Origin of the sequence: Nocardia aobensis NBRC 100429 (genome assembly GCF_000308375.1) — a bacterium.
GTDB classification, from domain to species: Bacteria; Actinomycetota; Actinomycetes; order Mycobacteriales; family Mycobacteriaceae; genus Nocardia; species Nocardia aobensis.
Window position 1 is genome coordinate 63,947 of the sequence record NZ_BAFQ01000298.1, and the last position, 18,076, is coordinate 82,022.

Below are 18,076 nucleotides of genomic sequence, written 5' to 3' on the forward strand. Positions count from 1 at the left end.
AATAGTTTTCAGAGATCGAGAATGAGCCTGGGTGTCCGGCTTCGAGACACGCAGATCATCATCGCGTCATCGGCGGCTTGCTCGTCCTCGGAGAGAACGGAATCGCGATGGTCGGGCCGTCCGCCGAGCACCGCGACCTCGCAAGTCCCGCAGGTTCCTTCGCGGCAGGAGAACTCGGCGTCGACGCCGGAGCGTTCGAGCGCGTCGAGTACGGATTCATCGGCACCGACCGTGATCACCGAGCCGGTGCGCGCCAGCTCGACCTCGAACGAGTCGGACACCGCATTCGGATCCGCCGCCTTCGGCGCGAACCGTTCCACATGCAAGGTGAGGTGATCTCTTGCGGCACAGGCGGTTTCCACCGCCCGCAGCAGCGGCTCCGGCCCGCAGCAGTACACCGCCGCGCCCGCGCCCAGGCCGTCGAGCGCGGCCTCGAGGTCGAGCAGGCCGGATTCGTCTTGCGGGCGCGCGTCGACCCGATCCGGATGCGCTGCGGCCAGGTCGTCGGCGAAGGCCATACTCGTGCGTGTGCGGCCGCCGTACAGCAGCCGCCACGGCAGCCCGCGGGCGTCGATCGAGCGCAGCATCGGCAGCAACGGTGTGATGCCGATACCGCCGGCGATGAACAGGTAGGACTCGGCCGCGGACAGCCGGAAAGCGTTGCGCGGACCCGCGATCGTGATCAGGTCGCCGACCTCGAGCTTGTCGTGCACATAGGCCGAGCCGCCGCGACCGTCCGGCTCCAGCAGGACGGCGACCATCAACGATCCCCGATCGGACGGATCACCGCACAAGGAATACTGCCGGGTCATGTCGCCGAGGACGAGGTCGATATGGGCACCGGGTTCCCACGTGGGCACCGGGCCACCGTCCGGGTCGGCCAGCGTCACCGTGACGACCCCGACGGCCGCCACTTTCTTGCCGATCACCCGCATCCCGCGGGGCGCCCGATCTTCGCTCATCGAACCGATCCGTTCACTACAGCCATTCTCTAAATCTTAAGCCATTAGTTTTACAGTACGCAATACCCAGCTAGATGGCCGCTTGCTTCTCGCCAGATGCCCGTATAAAACCTATAGGCGATAGGACAGCGAGAACCCGACGGGAGAGCAGCACATGGACACGGCAGACCATCGCGGCGGATCGGTTCTCGACCTCTTCCGGCTCACCGGCCGCGTCGCGGTGGTCACCGGGGCCGGCACCGGACTCGGAGCGGGTTTCGCGCGTGCGCTGGCCGAGGCGGGCGCGGATGTCGTCGTCGCCGCCAGGAGGCGTGACAAGCTCGAGAACGTCGCGGAAAGTGTTGCGGCACTGGGCAGGCGGTGCCTGGTGGTGCCGACCGACGTGACCGACCCCGACCAGTGCGACACCTTGGCCCGGGCTGCGATCGACGCATTCGGCCGGGTGGACATCCTGGTCAACAATGCCGGGGTCACCCATGCCGCAGCGGCGACCCGCGAAGATCCCGACGATTACCGAAGGGTCGTGGAGGTCAACCTGTTCGGCGCGTACTGGGCAGCTCGCTCCTGCGCCCGGGTCATGCTCCCCGGATCGAGCATCGTGAATGTCGCGAGCATGCTCGGCCTGATCAAATCGGTGCTGCCTCAGGCCGCCTACGCCTCCAGCAAAGCTGGGCTGATCGGACTCACTCGCGACCTGTCCCACCAGTGGTCGGGACGCAAAGGCATCCGCGTCAACGCCATAGCCCCCGGTTTCGTCGACACCGACATGATCGGCGAGATGGCCGACGACACGCTGTCGGAATTTCTGCGGGACTGCTCGCTCGGGCGCACGGCCACCCAACGCGAGATCGACGCGGCGGTCGTCTTCCTGGCCGGCCCCGCGTCGGGCTACATCACGGGGTCGACACTCGCCGTCGACGGCGGAACATCCGGACACTGAACCATTCACGCATCGCGACCGAGGAGCCCGACACCTATGACAGCTTCCGCCACCGTCGTCCGACTGCCCGGCGACGGCATCACCCTCGTCGCCGACCACTGGCGCGCCGACGGCGACGCGCCGGGCACCGTGGTTCTGCTGCACGGCGGCGGGCAGACCAGGCATTCGTGGCAGCGCACCGGGGCCAGGCTGGCCGAAAACGGCTGGCATGCAGTGGCAGTCGACGCCCGGGGACACGGCGACAGCGACTGGGCGGCCGACGGCGATTACGCGATCACCGCGCATGCACGGGACGTGGTCGCGGTGGCGGGCGCACTCGCCGGGCCGGTCGTGCTGGTCGGCGCGTCGATGGGCGGGCTGGCCGCGCTCGTGGCGCAAGGCGGTCATCCACAGCTGGCCCGCGCACTGGTTCTCGTCGATATCACGCCGAAGTCCGAACCGGCCGGGGTCGACCGGATCACCACCTTCATGCGCGACGGGCTGGCCGGATTCGACTCGCTCGACGCGGCCGCCGACGCCGTCGCCGCCTACAATCCGCACCGGCCCCGGCCGTCTCGATCGGACGGTCTGCGCAAGAATCTGCGGCTGCGTGACAACCGCTGGTACTGGCACTGGGATCCGCGCATCCTGAGTGAACGCGACAACGGCCCCGACCGCGCCGGCGTGCGCGAGCAGCGCGCCCGCGCGGCAGCGCGCCGTATCTCGGTGCCCACGTTGCTGCTTCGCGGCGACCGGTCCGATGTGATCGGCGACGACGGCGTCCGCGATCTGCTGGCGTTGATTCCCGGCGCGCGCCACATCGACGTGGCCGGCGCCGGCCATATGGTCGGCGGGGACGACAACGACGTCCTGACTGGCGGTCTGCTCGAATTTCTCGCCGACGCGGTGGCGCACCCCGGCCCCGCTCGGGCACCGGCTACCATCAAATTTAAAGGCGCTAGGTAACTGACCTGGTGCGCCACCGAGTGGAAAGCCGCAGATGCCCCGACCGTCGCAACCGTTGATCAGCCGCTCCGCCGTGATCGCGGCGTCCATCGAGATCATCGATTCGGAGGGTCTCGATGCGTTCAGCCTGCCGAAGCTCGCCAAATACATCGGCGTGAGCGCGCCCTCGCTGTACCACCATTTCGCCGACCGATCGGCGATCCTGTCGGCGGTCGCGCGCCACATCGCCGGTGCGGGCTCGATTCCGCGTCGCAAACCCGGGCCGGATTGGCCGGAATTCTTCGTCCAGCTCGCGCTGAACTTCCGCCGGTCGATTCTGCGTCACCCCAATGCTGCGCCGATTCTGCTGCAGTATCTGCCGCGCGATCTGCTCATCGGCACCTACGAGGAGACGGCTCGGTTCCTCGAGGCCTCCGGTGTTCCGACGCACCTGCACGTACAGATCCTCGACGGGATGGAACGACTGACACTGGGGGCGGCCCTCACCGACGCCGTGCGCGGCGCCAGTACGCGCACCACGATCTTTCCCCACGTGGATCCCGGGTCGCAGCCGGTGCTGGCGCGGGCGCTGGCGCAGAACACGCTGACCTCCAAGGGCCTGTACGAGGAGATGGTGCGCAGTTTCCTCTACGGCGTGACGCGTAAAGAGAACACCGCGGTGACCCAGGACTCGGAAACCTCGTCGGTGTCGGCCCAGGGCCACTGACCCACTCATCGGAGCCCGGTCGGTAAACCGACCGGGCTCCGGTATCGCGCTGCGGCCGAGCCGTATTCGAGCTATTGCTGCGGGGCCGGCATGTGCACGGTCTTGGTCTCGAAGAATTCGTCGAGTCCCTCGACGCCGCCTTCGCGGCCGATTCCGGACTGCTTGTATCCGCCGAAGGGCAGCGTGAAGTCGATGACCGAACCGTTCACACTGACCGTTCCGGTCCGAATCCGTTGTGCCAGTGCGTAACCGCGGTCCAGGTCCTCGGTGTAGACAGCGCCCGACAGACCGTAGATCGAGTCGTTGGCGATCGCGACCGCGTCGTCCTCGTCTTCGTAGGTGATCACCGAGATCACCGGGCCGAACACCTCCTCCTGGGCGATGCGCATATCGTTGCGCACCCCGTCGAGCAGCGTCGGGGCGACGAAGTATCCCTGAGTGACGCCCTCGGGTGCGCCTCCTCCGACCACGACGTGGGCGCCGTCGGCGACCGCGGAATCGATGTAGCTTTGTACCCGGTCGCGATGGCGCGCACCGGCGAGCGGGCCGAGGAAGTTCTGCGGCTCCCACGGATTTCCCATAGGCAGTGCCCCATATGCCGCAGCCAGCGCCGCGACCACCTCATCGTGACGCTGCCGGGACACCAACACGCGGGTCAGCGCGATACATGCCTGCCCCGACTGCATACATCCGCCCATCGGCAAAGACTGCAGCACGTGATTCAGGTCCGCGTCGTCGAGCACGATCGCGGCGGATTTGCCGCCCAATTCCAGGGAGACCCGGGCGATCCGGTCACCCGCCAGCGCCGCGATCCGGCGACCGGCCGCCGTGGAACCGGTAAAGGTGACGTGATCGACGTGGGGGTCGGTGACCAGCTTCTCGGAGACCTCACGATCCGCCACGAGCACGCTGACCACGCCCGCGGGCAACACGCCCTCGTCGACCAATTCGGCGATCACGTCCGCGAAAACCGACGGCGACAACGGTGCGTCGGGGGCGGCCTTGAGGACCACCGAACATCCGGCGGCCAGAGCGGGGGCCACTTTGAAGGCGATGGTGCCGATGGGCCCGTTCCACGGGATGATCGCGGCGACCACACCGGTGGGCTCGCGCAGAATCCGGGATACGCCGCCGTCGGCGCGCACCCGGTCCTCGCGTTGCTCGAACCGGCGCGCCTCGGCGGCCACCGCGTGGAACAGTCCCGCGCTCATCTGCTGGGTCGGCCCGCTGACGCTTACCGGGACCCCGACCTCGAGCACCCCGATGGTGGTCAATTCCTCGATCCGGCGTTCGAGACGGGTACCGATCTCCTCGATCACGTCGGCCCGCTCGGCCATTGTCTTCGCCGACCAGACGCCGGAATCGAAACTGCGCCGGGCCGTTTCGACCGCGCGCGCGACATCGTCGGCGGTGGCGCTGCGAATCCGAGCGTCGCGTTGCTCACTCCACGGGTCGATCAGATCGATCCATTCGGCACCGGACGAGTCGACCCAGCGCCCTCCGATGAAGACCTGTTCCCGGTCGGCGACCGTCGGCGCGGCGACGGCGGTGTCGGTGGTGGTCATCGACATTCCTTTCTCAGCGGTTGTTGTAGCCGGCATCGACGGGCAGGGTGACGCCGGTGATGTATCGCGCCTCGTCGGAGGCGAGGAAGACCAGCGCGTTGCTGACATCGACGGCCTCGATCAGCTCGACCGGCATCGGGTTCTTGTAGGCCTCGTCGTTCATGACCTCGGGATGGGCATTCACGAAGGCGCCATACTCGGCATTGGCCACCATCGGCGTATTCACACCGGTCGGATGGATCGTGTTCACCCGGATCGAATGCTCGGCCAACTGCTTGGAGTACAGCCGCATCAGCCCGACGACGCCGTGCTTGGCGGCCGAGTAACCGGCCTGTCCCGGAAAGGTGTTGAGCCCCATACTGGTCAGCCCTGCCGCGGAACTGGTGATCGTGATCGAGCCGCCTCCGCCGCGCTCGATCATCGGCGCGACGACCACCTCGAGGGTGTGCCACACCCCGGTGAGCATGGTGTCGACGGCGTCGTGCCACGCCTGCGCTTCGACACCCTGGTCGATCACCGGCATGATGCCCGCGTTCGCGACGACGACGTCGACGAATCCGAACTGTTCGACCCCGGCGTCGTAGGCGCGCTGCACATCTTCGAGGTTGCGGACGTCGCCGATCGAGGTGACGATGCGCCCGCCGGCCTCCTTCACCAGACGAGTCGTCTCCGCGAGGTCCTCCTCGGTGGCCATCGGATAGAACACCGAGTCGATCTGCGCGCAGATGTCCATGCCGACGATCGCGGCACCCTCCTGCGCCAGCCGCACCGCGTGCGAGCGACCCTGCCCGCGCGCGACACCGGTGATGAAAGCGACCTTGCCTTCGAGACGTCTCATGGAATTCCTTCTCTCACTGCATTTTCCGACCGCCGATTGATGTCGGCGGGGACGCCTGCGGGCGCCGGGATGCGCTCTCGCGTACCGAATCGCTCTGGCTGCGGCTCGTCTACCGAGCGGGGAGCCTGTGAATGGCGTCACATGACAGTAGCGCCGAATGAGTTGGGAGTCAACAACGGACGTTTTTTGTCATATATATCGCCGGCGCGTCGACCACTCCTTCCACAAGGCTGTGAACAGCACAAATGCGCCGACAGTTCAGTAATCCGTCAGCGCATTCGCGAGCATTTCAGCCCGAAATAAATCTATCCCAAATAGTTTTATTCAGCCTCGAACCGGCGCCGTCTCCAGGTCTCCGGACGGCAATTGCAGCGCTCCCTCACTCACCAGCTCGTCGATCTCGGCCGGCCCCAGCCCGAGCAACTCCGAGCAGATCTCGCGAGTCTGTTGGCCCGGCAGCGGGGCGGGCCGCATCGGCGGATCGGCGATCTCGCCGAAACCAGCCGCACGAGCGGTCGCGGGCAGGCCCGCAGGGAGCAACTCGTGCTCGACAAGCGTGTAGGTCGCGCGGGCCGTGAGCTGGGGATCGGTAAGCAATTGCGGTAAGCGCAGCATCGGCCCGGCCGGTATCCCCGCCGCCTGCAGGGTCGCTGCCGCCTCGTGCGGATCGCGCTCGCCGAGCCACTCGGCCAGTAGCGCGTCGCACGATTCGCGAGCGCGAACCCGCTGCGCGGCAGTGGCGAACCGCTCGTCGTGTTTCAGCTCGCGGCGCCCGAGGACCTCACACAGCCGCCGCCAGTCCTCGTCGTCGCGAACGGTGACCGCACACCATTCGTCGTCCCCCGCGCAGGCGTACACGCCGCCGGGCGCCCGGTGCGGATCCGCATTGCCGGGCGCGGTTACCGATCCCGGACGCAGGCTCTCCTCCACGAGCTGGGTCCCCAACTGGACGAGCGCGGTATCCGCCTGCGCCACTTGGATATCGGCGCCCCGGCCGGTCCTCGCGCGGGCGATCAGCGCCGCCAGCACCGCACTGGCGGTGATGTGTGCGGCGATATGGTCGGGGTAGACGGTCTGTCCGTCGCAGAGCAGTTCTTCGTTGCCGGGATAACGCCACAGTGCCGACACTCCGCACGACGCGCGAACCAGCGGTCCGTAACCCAGCCGGGTGCGCCACGGCCCGGTCGCGCCGAATGCGCTGGATTCCGACACGACGATGCCGGGGTTGATGGCGGCGAGCCTGTCGTAGGACAGGCCCATGGCCGCAAGTGTGCCGGGTTTGAAGTTGGCAAGGACCACATCCGCTTCGGACACCAGCCGGCGAAACAGTTCCGCACCGTGCGGGTTGCGCAGGTCGAGGCCGAGGCTGCGCTTGTTGCGATGCCCCCACGCGACCGAAGCCGCAAGGGCCGCACCGCGTTTCGATTGGCGCAGACCGTCCGGAAAGTTCGCGTTCTCGATTTTGATCACGTCGGCGCCGTAGTCGGCGAACTGCCTGCTGAGCTCCGCGCCGAATACGATCACGCCGAGGTCGAGGACCCGGAGTCCGGCGAGTGGGGCGCCCGACGGATCGGCGGTGCCCACCACCGTGGTCCCACCACGTGGCCGCACGAGGTCGTCGTGTTCGCCGGGTCGCGGCGCTCGCGCGCGGATTCCGGCCCGATGCCCGTCGATGGTGACATAACCCGAGGGCGCCTTCGCTCGCACCCCCGGCACGATTTCCGTCTCGATCAATGCGCCGGATTGCTGGAAATGCGGGGTGACCAACACCTCGGCCGGGGTGTGCACGCCACCGACGGGCACACCCCGGCGAGCGCCCTCGGCCACCAGTTCCGCCTGCGTGCAGGTAGCGAACAGGGCACCGATCAAGGGGTGCAACGTGCCCGCCGCGGCGAAGCGGGCGGGGATGGTGTCGTATTTCGGATCAGCGAATTCCGCTGGTGCCCCGAGCCATTCGAACATCGCCCGCCACTGGCGCTTGGCCAGCAGACAGATGCGGACGTGTCCGTCCTTGCAGGCGAAGACGGGATAGAAGTCGGCGGCGTTCGGGCGGCCGCGCGGGAAGTCCTCCGAGCGCCCGGCCGCCGCGGAACCCTGAGTGCCGAAGCCGGGATCGAAGCCGTGCACGACCGCTTCGAACGCCGAGAGATCGACGGTCTCACCGCGACCGGTCTCCAGTCGGCGCCGGTAGGCCAACAGGGTCGCCCACACCGCGTGGGCACCCACGGTCTCCTCCACCAGGCCCGCGGGTGGCAGCAGCGGTTCGGCGCCGGGGGCACCGGAACGCGACAGCACACCGGACATCGCGTACAGGACCTGTTCGGTGGCCGACCACCCCGAGTAGGGGCCGGTCCGGCCGAAAGGGGTGATCGATGTCCACACCAGACCCGGTGCGACAGAACGTATCTCGGCCGCGTCGATCCGCCTCTCGGCCAGGAACCCCGGCGGCGTCGATTCGACGACGATATCGGCATCCCGGGCCAGCTCCCGGAAGCGATCGATGCCCGCGGGCGTGGCAAAGTCGATCGTGATGCCGAGTTTGTTGGCGTTGCGCAATGCGAACGCGATACTCGTACCCGCGACTGTGGGCCCCTCCGAACGCGAGCGCGCTCCGCCCGCGGGTTCGACGCGGATCACCTCCGCACCCAGGTCGGCCAGGTAGCGGCCGCATGATTCCCCGAGCCCGTCGGTGAGGTCGAGAACGCGAATTCCGGCCAGCGGCAGAGTCATGGCCGGCCTCCTGTGGTCGACGCCGGACCGCCGAAGTACACCGATTTCGTGCGCAGATACGGCGCGAGCCCCTCCGGCCCCAGCTCCCGCCCCAGACCGGAGGATTTCACCCCACCGAACGGGGCTGCCAGGTCCAGCAGATAGTGATTGACGCCGAATGTTCCGCTCTCGATCCGGTCGGCGATCGCCAGACCGCGTTCCTCGTCGGTGGTCCACACTGTGCCGCCGAGGCCGTAGGCGGAGTCGTTGGCGAGGGCGATCGCGTCCTGCTCGGTGTCGAACGGCGTGATGGTCAGGACGGGACCGAAGATCTCCTCCTGCGCGATGCGCGCGTTGTTGTCGACGCCGTCGAACACCGTCGGTTCCACGAACCAGCCCACCGGCTGATCGTCCGGAGTGCCGCCGCCGGTGGTGATCCGGTAGCCGTCCGCGCGCCCGGACTCGATATAACCGAGCACCCGGTCGCGTTGTGCGGCACTGACCAGCGGCCCGATCTGGGTAGTCTTGTCCAGCGGGTCACCGATGCGCAGCGCACGGACGGTTTCGGTGACCGCCTCGACCACGTCGGTGTAGCGCGAACGCGGGGCCAGAATGCGGGTACTGGCGTGGCAGGTCTGGCCGTTGTTCACCAGCGAGACCTCGAGCAGTTTCGCCGCGAATTCCGTCAGGTCGGCGTCGTCGGTCACGATCGCCGCCGATTTTCCGCCGAGTTCGAGTGTCACCGGGCGCAGCAATCGCCCGCACACCTCGCCGATGGCCCGGCCTGCCGGTGTGGAGCCGGTGAAGGCGACCTTGTCCACGCCCGGATGTTCGACCAGGTACGCCCCGGCCTCCCGCCCCGCGGGCACGATGTTCACTACACCGGCGGGCAAGCCCGCCTCCTCGGCGGCCTCGGCGAATACGTAAGCGTCCAAGGCGGTTTCGGGTGCGGGCTTGAGGACGACGGCGCAGCCCGCGGCGAGCGCGGGTGCCAGTTTCATCGCCGCCAGCGACTGTGGATAGTTCCACGGCGTGATGGCCGCGACCACCCCGACCGGCTCGCGCCGAACCGCCGTGCGGCCCCCGAACGCGCTGGGGCGCACCTCGTCTCGTTCCGCGTCGCGAATCAGGCGGGTGTAGTACTCGACCATCAGGGCCGGGGCGTAGCCGTTGACGTTGATCGACGTCGCGATCGGCATGCCGTTCTCCCGGCTGGCCAGCACGGCGGTCTGCTTGGCCCGCGCTTTCAGCGCTGCCGCGAAACGGTCGAGGCGATCGGCCCGCTCGGCGTAATCGAGGGAACGCCAGGAGGCCAGTGCCTTGCGGGCCGCGGCTACGGCCCTGTCGATATCGGCCGGGGCCGCCAGCGCGGCCGTTGCGAGTACCTTTTCGGTCGCGGCCTCGATCACCTCGACCGTCGCGCCGGTCGCGGGTGCCGCCCACTGCCCGTCGACGAACAGGCTGGTTCGATCCTGGTTGGTGTCCATAGTCCGTCCTCGGGTAGGTCAGAGGGTGTCTTCGTGCCCGAACAGCGTCGAGCTGACCAGCGGCGCCATCGGCCCGCCGATGAACAGCGAAATCCGCGCGCCCGGTACGGGATTGGTGGAGGTGCCGCGGATCTGCCGTACCGCCTCCACCGCCAGGCCCATGCCGTTGACGAAGGAGTCGGCGATATTGCCGCCACTGGTGTTGACCGGAAGCTTCCCGATCCCGGCGGTCAGGTTGTCGACGGTGAGGATCTCCCCGGCGGCCGGACCGGCGGGCGCGAACCCGTGATCGATCAGCGCGGCCACCGCGGGTCCGCTGAAATTCTCGTAGACCTGCACCACGTCGACGTCGTCGTGGGTCACACCGGCGGCCGCCCACAGCCGGTCGGCAACGCCGGGGCGTCCGGGACGGCCGGCGAAACCGGCACTGGTGTAGAGGTCGTCGTTGTCGATCAGCGCCGAGTAGCCGCCGGGCGCGCCCTGCGCTCCCGCCAGCACATAGGCGGCATCCGGCCGCATCGAGCGAGCGCGTTCGCCGGATACCAGCACCAGGGCGACCGCTCCGTCGCTCTCGCGTGAGCAGTCGAACAGATGGAACGGCTCGGTGATCAGGCGGGAGGACTCGTAGGTCGCCTCGTCCAGTGGTTTGCCGTACCCGGCCGCGGTGGGATTGTTCTGCGCGTGCCGATAGGCCGCCAGCACCAGCGCGCGCATCGCCTCGCGTGGCACGCCGTCGTGTTCGAGCAATCGCTGGGTGCGCAGGGCGCAGACCTGGGCCGGCGAACCGACACCGTGTGCGAGGTAATGCGGTCCGTAGAAGTACTTCGCGTAGCCCAGGCGGCCCGTATCCTCCTGCGCCATCGAGCGGTAGACGACCACCGTCTCGGCCTGGCCGGTGGCGATTGCGACCGCGGCGTTGTTGATCGCCGCGGCGACCGTACCGCCGCCACCGCCCCACATCATGTTCGACCACCGCACGTCGCGGACCCCGAGCGCGCCGCCGAGCGTAGCGCCGTCGTGCCCGCCGCCGGCGTAGGAGACGAATCCGTCGAGCTCATGCGGCGAGACACCGGCATCGGCGCAGGCCGCGACGATGGCTTCCAGGGTCATTCGCAACTCACCGTGCGGAGCCTCACCGCGCTTGTAGTGCAACTCCGCCGCACCGACCACCGCGGCGGCGCCGCGTAGCATCCTCGCGCTCATGCTCGCGCTCCTTCCAGGTCGGCTCGGCGCCACCGCAGCAGAGGCCACTTCGCCCCCGGATCGAGTTCGATCCGGCCGACCACCGGATCGCCGATGCGCACGGTGTCGGTCTCCTCGCCGACGAGAAGTCCCAGGACCCTTCGGTTTCCGGCGCCGGGCAGTTCCACCAGGACCGTCACGTACGGCACCCGGTCGGCCAGTTCGGTGATGAAGGGGTAGTGGCTGCGAGCCCAGCTGTAGACGGTGCCGACCGGCTCGACCTGCTCCCAGTCCGGATCGAAACTGTGGCAGGAGGCGCAGATCCATTGCGGGCCCCAGATCCATTCGCCACAGTGCCGGCAATGCTGCAATCGCAACTCGCCGGCGACAAGGCCCTCCCAGTAGGGCCGATCCAGTCCGTCGTCGGCGGGGCCCCACGGCAGTTCCAGCTCCGGTGTCTCGCTCATGCCGATTCTCCGGCCACAGAGAAGTTCTCCAATGCCGCGGCTTTCCAGGCACCGTCGCGCAGTTCCCAGATCGAACGCAAGCCGATGGTGCCCTCCGGGGTGTCGTAGACGGTTTCCCCGATCTGCTTGTCACCTTCGGCGCGTACATCGCGGATCCGGAATCCGTGTACCTCTCCGCGCGGGACGGTGACACCGTCGAACACCGCGGGCAGATTCTCTTGCACCATATCGGCCAGGGCGGCCTTGAAATCACCCTGGGCTACGGCACCGACATGACGTTCGTACATTTCACGAAAGTCCTGATCAGGCATTGGAAATCTCCTAGTTCCCCTGATGCGACGCGAGGCGTCACGATGACTTTTACCTTAAGCCTTTAGGTTTATTCGGTCAATGCGAGACCCCGGCCGGAACGGATCCGTCCCCGGTCGCGAGGTTTCAGTCGCCGTCGAATCGAAGGTCGCCGTCGGCACCGATCTCTACGACCGCCCCGGCCACTTCGGCACTCACGAGATGCTCGACATCCGCGGGTCGGCGGGTGGAGGCCAGCGTGCGCCCGCCGTCGGGAGTCCGCGCCGCGACGAACCCGGCCTCGGGATTGCCGGCGCGGTCGTAAACGACGGTCCACGCCTCGACCGCGGCAGGCCCGGCATAGCCCGGGTGCGCCCGTACCGTCGGCTCCCGGTCGACACGCTCCTGCACATCGACTCGCCGGAACCCCGCGGGCGGCGGCTCGCTGCTGTAGACGCCGAATGCATGTTTGGTCAGGTAACCGCCGTTCGCCGTGAGCAATCCGAAGCTGCCCGGTGCACGACGCAACCGGGTCGCGAGGGTGGCGATGGCGTGGGTGCTGTAGTTGTTCCACGGCCCGCCCGCGAACGTCAGTCCTCCGGTGACGGTCAGGGGCCGGGCAGCATCGTCGGCCGGCAGACCGAGTTCACACGCCGCCACCTGCACAGCGGAGGGAAAGCACGAATACACGTCGATGTGAGCGAGATCGTCCACGCCGATTCCGGCCAGCTCCAGCACGCGCGCGCCCGCGTGCCGGATCGCCGGCGAGCGGTCCAGGGCGCCGCGTTCGGCGATGTCGTAGGTGTCGTGCGCCTCGGTTCCGGCGTGTGGGAAGATCCAGTTCTCTCGCGGAATCCCCAGTCGGGCAGCCACTTCCACCGAACACAGCAGCAGTGCCGCACCCTGGTCGACCATGTTGTTGGAGTTCATCAGCTTCGTATACGGCGAGGCGATCCACCGGTTGGCGGCGCTGGGCGTGACGATCTCCGCGGCGGTGTGCACGCGTGGGGTCCAGGCATGCGGATTGTTCGCGGCGACCTCGCTGAAAGGTGACCACAGCGCACCGATCGCCGCACGGTGCTCGCCCACCGAGCGCCCGGCGGATATTCGCAACGCCTGTTCGAACAGCGGGTAGATGTAGGCGGGGCGGTCGAGTCCGGCCCGCTTCTCGGCGTCCGAACGCATCGGAACCTCGGGCACCAGCATCGGCGCCGCGGCGACCGTGTCGTCCTGGACGGTCCAGTCCGGCCGAATTCCCTGCGCGCGCAGCTTCATTCGAGTGCGCCAGGATTCCGCGCCGCCGACCAGGACCACGTCGCAGCGGCCGGCGGCGATATCCTGCGCGGCCTGGTTGACCAGTACCTGTGGCGTGCTGCCACCGCTACCGGTGTAGCCGGTGTGGCGCGGTGTGGCGCCGATTCGTTCGCCGACCAGCGCGCCGGGATCACGGTAGCGCCACGACAGCATGCCGACGATCCGCACGGAGTCGACCAGTTCCAGCAGGCGCGCGGTGCCGGCCTCGGTCGCGGCGCGCGAGGCGGCGTAGACGATCAGGTCGACGGGTTCACATCCGCCCTCGCGCTCGTTGATCTGACCGCCACCGACCAGGATGGGGGTGCGGGGGTCCAGGCTCATGAGCGCACCGCCTCGAGGATTCGCTCCCGGGATTCGGGTTTCGGCCACCCGCCCAGGATGATGGTGGTCAAACAGGTTGGCTTCCAACGATTCACGATGTCCTCACAGATCTTGTCGACCGGTCCGACGAGGGCGACGTCTTCCACCATCGCCGTGGGCACCGCCTGTGCGGCCAGATCGGCCCGGCCGCCGAGATAGAGACGCTGGATTTCCGCGCAGACCTCACCCCAGCCCATGCGGGCGAATACGTCGTTGTGGAAGTTCGCGCCCTGCGCGCCCATCCCGCCCGCGTAGAGTGCGACCACCGGTTTGAGCCGGGCCGCCGCGCGATCCACGTCGTCGCCCTCCGACAGCCAGCACACGTTGGCGATCTCGAAGTCCCCGGCCGTGCGGCGGGCACCCTCGCGCGCGAACCCCTCGGCGAGGGCGGTGCGATAGAACTCGTCGGATTTCGGTGAGAACCACAGCGGTGTCCAGCCGTCGGCGATCTCGGCGGCCAGCGCGACATTCTTCGGGCCCTCCGCGCCGAGATAGACGGGAATGTCGCGGCGCAGCGGATGCACGATGGACTTCAGCGGCTTACCCAGCCCGGTGCCGCCGTGGTACGGCAGTTGATAGTGCTTGCCCGCGAAGGTTACCGGCTCCGTCCGCTCCCACACCGCCCGCATGATCGCGATGTATTCGCGAGTCCGTTCCAGCGGCCGGGGGTAGGGACGGCCGTACCATCCTTCGACCACCTGCGGACCGGAGGCGCCGATACCAAGGATGAGCCGTCCGCCGCTGAGATGGTCGATGGTCTGCGCGGCCATCGCCAACGCTGTCGGGGTGCGCGCCGAGATCTGGCATACCGATGTTCCCAGGGCGATCCGGCCGGTCTTGGCGCCCCACCAGGCCAGCGGGGTGAGCGCGTCCGAGCCGTAGGACTCCGCGGTCCAGAAGCTGTCGACACCGAGTGCCTCGGCCTCGGCGATGGTCCGTTCCATCCGCCGGGGCGGTTGCGCTCCCCAGTATCCGGCCATCACGCCGACCTTCATCGCACGTACCCGTCGTTCGATACTGTCGTCAAAGCTGTTGTCCTGTCAGTGGTTCCGATAGACGGGCGCGCGCTTGTCGAGGAAGGACCGCACCGCCTCGCGATGGTCGCGGGTCGTGGCGGCCAGGATCTGCGTCCGGTTCTCCAGGTCGATCGCGGCGCGCAGGCTCGGCGTCTCGAGGTTGGACCACATGACCTCTTTGGTCATCCAGACCCCGAACGGGCTGTTGCCGGCGATCGCCTCCGCGGTGTCGAGTGCGGTGTCCAGGAGCCGGTCGGCCGGCTCCGCCGAGGACGCCAGGCCGACCCGCTCGGCCTCCTCGGCGGTGACCGACCGACCGGTGAGCAGGATCTGTGCGGCCCTGGCGAATCCGATCATCCGTGGCAGCAGCCAGCTGACCCCGATATCGCAATTGGACAGCCCCCGGTTGATGAACGAGGCGTGCAGCGCGGCTTCGGCGGCGATGATCCGGATATCGGCCATGAGTGCCAGCGCCATACCGCCGCCCGCCGCCGCCCCGTTGATCGCCGCGATCACCGGGGCCCGCACACCGCGAAACGCCTCGACCAATCCGGCGATGTGCTGCTGCACGCGCAATCCCGCCTGCGCCCGCCCCTCGTCCTCGGCCGCACCGGGCGGCGCGCCGTATCCGCGCAGATCGAGGCCGGCACAGAAGGCTCGGCCGTTGCCGGTGAGGACGATAGCCCGGACTTCCGAGTCGTGGCGCACCTCGGCCAGCACCCGGTGCAGCGCCTCGATGAGTTCGGCGTTCATCGCGTTGAGCGCCTCCGGCCGGTTCATCCGGATCAGCAGGATGCCGGGCCGGGGATACTCGGTCTGGATCACATCGGACATGTGTCTGACTTCCTCGAATCGTCGGCGGACGGTCACGCAGAAAGCGCTGCCACCCTATATAAAGCTAACGCCTTTAGATTAATAACACAAGGTAGAGACGCAATCGGAAGGCGGCTGAAGATATTGATGCCGGGCGGCGGGCCGGCTGGCGACCGCCCGCGCCCGGTGCGGCTCAGATCCCGACCGGTCCCCCGAGCCAGACGCCGATCTCCTCGCCGGAGACGTGCTGCCCCGCATCGCTGACCAGAAACGACACCGTGTCGGCGATCGATTCGGCCGGTATCCGCGGCCAGTGTTCGGCCAGCGTCCGCGCCGCATCCGTTCCGCCCGAGGCGATGATGTCCGTCTCGACGAAACCGGGCATGACCGCGTTGACCGTCACGCCGCGCCGGGCGAGTTCCTGCGCCATCACGCGCGTCATTCCGGCCAGTCCGGCCTTGGCCGCCGCGTAGGCGCTCATCCCCGGCGAGGGGCGTCGTCCGCCGGACGGGCTGCTGACGAACACGACTCTGCCCCAGCCTTTTTCGTACATCGCGGGCAGGGCGGCATGGGTGCAGTAGAACGCGCCGCTGAGATTCACGCCGATCACCCGATCCCAGTGCTGGGGCGAGAGCTGCCGGGCCGAACCGAACAGGTTCATCCCGGCGTTGTTGATCAACACGGTCGGTGCACCGAATTCGGCGGTGGCCTGTTCGATCAGGCCGGTCGCCCGATCGGCGTCGGACACGTCGGCGCGGATGGCAGCGGCCCTGCCGCCGGCGTCGGTGATTTCCCCGACCACCTGCCGCGCCGGTTCTTCGCTCGCGGAATAGTTGACCACCACAGCCATTCCGTCGGCGGCCAGGCGGCGTGCGATCGCCGCCCCGATTCCCCGGCCGCCGCCGGTGACCACCGCGACGCGCGTCGCCTCGGCGCTCATGCGGTAGCGGTGGTCGCGCGGACGGCGATGGCGTGGGTGGGCGCTTCGGGAAACCGCTGCCGCAACAGCGGTTTGGCCATCTTGCCGGAGAACGTCCGGGGCAGCGGCTCATCCAGCGCCACAGCGTGTTTGGGGCGCTTGAACTTCGCCAGATTCGCAGCCGCGAGAAGCTCGATCTCGGCCACCACTTCGGCGGCCGGACGATCGCTGTGGAACACGACCATCGGCACCTCGCCCCACCGGTCGTCCTTGACGCCGATCACCGCCAGATCCGCGACGCCGTCGATAACGTGCAGCACCCGTTCGATCTCGGCGGGATAGACATTCAGGCCACCGGAGATCAGCATGTCCTTGCTGCGGTCGACGATCTTGAGGAATCCGCTCTCGTCCTGCAAGCCGAGATCGCCGGTGCGCAACCAGCCGTCCACGAGCGTGGCGGCGGTGGCCTCCGGCTTGCGCCAGTACTCGCGCATCACGTGCTCACCGCGAACCAGAATCTCGCCCACCTCCCCGGGAGGCGTGTCCGCATTCGGGTCGCCGATCGTGACCTGCGTACCCACCAGCGCCAGCCCGGCGTAGCCGGGACGAGCGGACGCGTCGGCGTAGTTCAACGTCGAGACCATGCCCGACGCCTCGGTCAGCCCGTACACCTGCGTGAGCGGAATGCCCCGTGAGCAATAGAAATCCACGAGATCCACACCCACCGGTGCGCCGCCGGTTCCGGCGAAGGTGAACGTCGCCAGTTTGCGCGCGCCGAAGTCGGGCAGGGTCGTCATCCGCTCCCAGATCACCGGCACCACCGTCGTCGCGGTGATTTGTTCGCGCTCGAGGGTGTCCAGAGCGATCTGCGGATCGTATTCACGCAACAGCACCATCGTCGCCCCGGGGACCACGACCAACTGCATGAAGATCGACAGCACCGATCCGGTGTAGACCAGCGGCGCGGCGCACAACACCCGGTCGCGCGCGCTGAAACCGTGGCTGACGGTCTGCGCGATGCCCGGAGCCATCGCATTGCGGTGGGTCACCACCGCGCCCTTCTGCACACCGGTGGTACCCGAGGTGTAGCAGATGAAGGCCGCGTCATCGCCGGCGATGTCCACTCGCGGCGCGACACCGGGGTCGGCCAGGGTGTCGTACCGCCGATGCGCACTGCCGCCGATCGCGAAGATGTCGAGCGGAATCTGTTCGGCGGCAACCTCCAGCAAAGGGGCGAACTCGTCTTCGATGACCACCACCCGCGGCCCGGAATCGACCACCATCGGCGCCAATTCCCTTGCGGTGAGCCGGAAATTGAGCGGCACGCTGATGGCGCCGATCTTCAGGGTGGCCAGGATGACGTGCGCCAGCTCGGGACGATTGAGCATCATGACCGCGACGCGATCACCCTTGCCGACGCCACGCGCCACCAGGCCGCGGGCGAGCGCGTCGGTCACCGCATCGAGTTCGGCCCACGTCTCGGCGTGATCACCGAAGACGATCGCCTGCTGATCGGGGCGGGTCTTACCCCAATAGCGCGTCAGATCCGCCAGATTCATTCGAGT

At 68.0% G+C, this 18,076-nt stretch carries 16 protein-coding genes; 3 read left to right on the forward strand and 13 right to left on the reverse strand.

The window, feature by feature from the left end; all coding sequences use genetic code 11:
• Nucleotides 1-8: 8 nt before the first annotated feature.
• Nucleotides 9-962 carry a PDR/VanB family oxidoreductase gene (locus tag RJ03_RS34485; RefSeq protein ID WP_036511449.1) on the reverse strand — a complete coding sequence of 318 codons (954 nt, stop codon included), beginning with the start codon at nt 960-962 and terminating at the stop codon, nt 9-11.
• Between the two features lie 154 nt (nt 963-1,116).
• On the opposite strand from RJ03_RS34485, the gene RJ03_RS34490 reads away from it, so the two are divergent.
• From RJ03_RS34490 to RJ03_RS34500, 3 genes are read left to right on the forward strand one after another with little or no spacing between them, the layout of a single operon-like run.
• Nucleotides 1,117-1,902, forward strand: coding sequence for an SDR family NAD(P)-dependent oxidoreductase (locus RJ03_RS34490; protein WP_036511453.1), 786 nt, complete (start codon nt 1,117-1,119; stop codon nt 1,900-1,902).
• Nucleotides 1,903-1,938: 36 nt separating this feature from the next.
• Nucleotides 1,939-2,847 carry an alpha/beta fold hydrolase gene (locus tag RJ03_RS34495; RefSeq protein ID WP_051025658.1) on the forward strand — a complete coding sequence of 303 codons (909 nt, stop codon included), beginning with the start codon at nt 1,939-1,941 and terminating at the stop codon, nt 2,845-2,847.
• A gap of 34 nt (nt 2,848-2,881) precedes the next feature.
• The gene (locus tag RJ03_RS34500; protein WP_036511457.1) at nt 2,882-3,553 is read left to right on the forward strand and encodes a TetR family transcriptional regulator; all 672 of its coding nucleotides are present in this window, start codon (nt 2,882-2,884) and stop codon (nt 3,551-3,553) included.
• Nucleotides 3,554-3,624: 71 nt separating this feature from the next.
• Here the strand turns inward: RJ03_RS34500 and RJ03_RS34505 are convergent, their stop codons facing one another.
• The 12 genes from RJ03_RS34505 to RJ03_RS34560 form a co-directional block, all read right to left on the reverse strand.
• A complete protein-coding gene (locus RJ03_RS34505) occupies nt 3,625-5,118 on the reverse strand; it encodes an aldehyde dehydrogenase (RefSeq protein ID WP_036511621.1) in 1,494 nt (497 codons plus the stop codon).
• Between the two features lie 13 nt (nt 5,119-5,131).
• Nucleotides 5,132-5,956 carry a mycofactocin-coupled SDR family oxidoreductase gene (locus RJ03_RS34510; RefSeq protein ID WP_036511461.1) on the reverse strand — a complete coding sequence of 275 codons (825 nt, stop codon included), beginning with the start codon at nt 5,954-5,956 and terminating at the stop codon, nt 5,132-5,134.
• 324 nt (nt 5,957-6,280) lie between these two features.
• Nucleotides 6,281-8,686: a CaiB/BaiF CoA transferase family protein gene (locus RJ03_RS34515; protein WP_036511464.1), complete on the reverse strand. Its 2,406-nt coding sequence runs from the start codon at nt 8,684-8,686 to the stop codon at nt 6,281-6,283.
• The gene (locus tag RJ03_RS34520) at nt 8,683-10,152 is read right to left on the reverse strand and encodes an aldehyde dehydrogenase (RefSeq protein ID WP_036511467.1); all 1,470 of its coding nucleotides are present in this window, start codon (nt 10,150-10,152) and stop codon (nt 8,683-8,685) included. The genes RJ03_RS34515 and RJ03_RS34520 overlap by 4 nt, the downstream gene beginning before the upstream one ends.
• An 18-nt stretch (nt 10,153-10,170) precedes the next feature.
• On the reverse strand, nt 10,171-11,355 hold the full coding sequence (locus tag RJ03_RS34525) for a thiolase C-terminal domain-containing protein (RefSeq protein ID WP_036511470.1): 1,185 nt from the start codon (nt 11,353-11,355) through the stop codon (nt 10,171-10,173).
• A complete protein-coding gene (locus RJ03_RS34530; protein WP_036511473.1) occupies nt 11,352-11,801 on the reverse strand; it encodes a Zn-ribbon domain-containing OB-fold protein in 450 nt (149 codons plus the stop codon). The genes RJ03_RS34525 and RJ03_RS34530 overlap by 4 nt, the downstream gene beginning before the upstream one ends.
• On the reverse strand, nt 11,798-12,112 hold the full coding sequence (locus RJ03_RS34535; RefSeq protein ID WP_036511476.1) for a hypothetical protein: 315 nt from the start codon (nt 12,110-12,112) through the stop codon (nt 11,798-11,800). The genes RJ03_RS34530 and RJ03_RS34535 overlap by 4 nt, the downstream gene beginning before the upstream one ends.
• A gap of 124 nt (nt 12,113-12,236) precedes the next feature.
• Entirely contained in the window at nt 12,237-13,724 is a 1,488-nt protein-coding gene (locus tag RJ03_RS34540; protein ID WP_036511480.1) for an acetyl-CoA acetyltransferase, read from the reverse strand.
• Complete coding sequence (locus tag RJ03_RS34545) at nt 13,721-14,758, reverse strand: LLM class F420-dependent oxidoreductase (RefSeq protein ID WP_036511483.1); 1,038 nt, start codon at nt 14,756-14,758, stop codon at nt 13,721-13,723. The genes RJ03_RS34540 and RJ03_RS34545 overlap by 4 nt, the downstream gene beginning before the upstream one ends.
• Nucleotides 14,759-14,803: 45 nt before the next feature.
• Nucleotides 14,804-15,613: an enoyl-CoA hydratase/isomerase family protein gene (locus tag RJ03_RS34550; protein WP_036511487.1), complete on the reverse strand. Its 810-nt coding sequence runs from the start codon at nt 15,611-15,613 to the stop codon at nt 14,804-14,806.
• Nucleotides 15,614-15,785: 172 nt separating this feature from the next.
• Entirely contained in the window at nt 15,786-16,532 is a 747-nt protein-coding gene (locus RJ03_RS34555; protein ID WP_036511490.1) for an SDR family oxidoreductase, read from the reverse strand.
• Nucleotides 16,529-18,070, reverse strand: coding sequence for a class I adenylate-forming enzyme family protein (locus RJ03_RS34560; protein WP_036511493.1), 1,542 nt, complete (start codon nt 18,068-18,070; stop codon nt 16,529-16,531). The genes RJ03_RS34555 and RJ03_RS34560 overlap by 4 nt, the downstream gene beginning before the upstream one ends.
• Nucleotides 18,071-18,076: the final 6 nt, after the last annotated feature.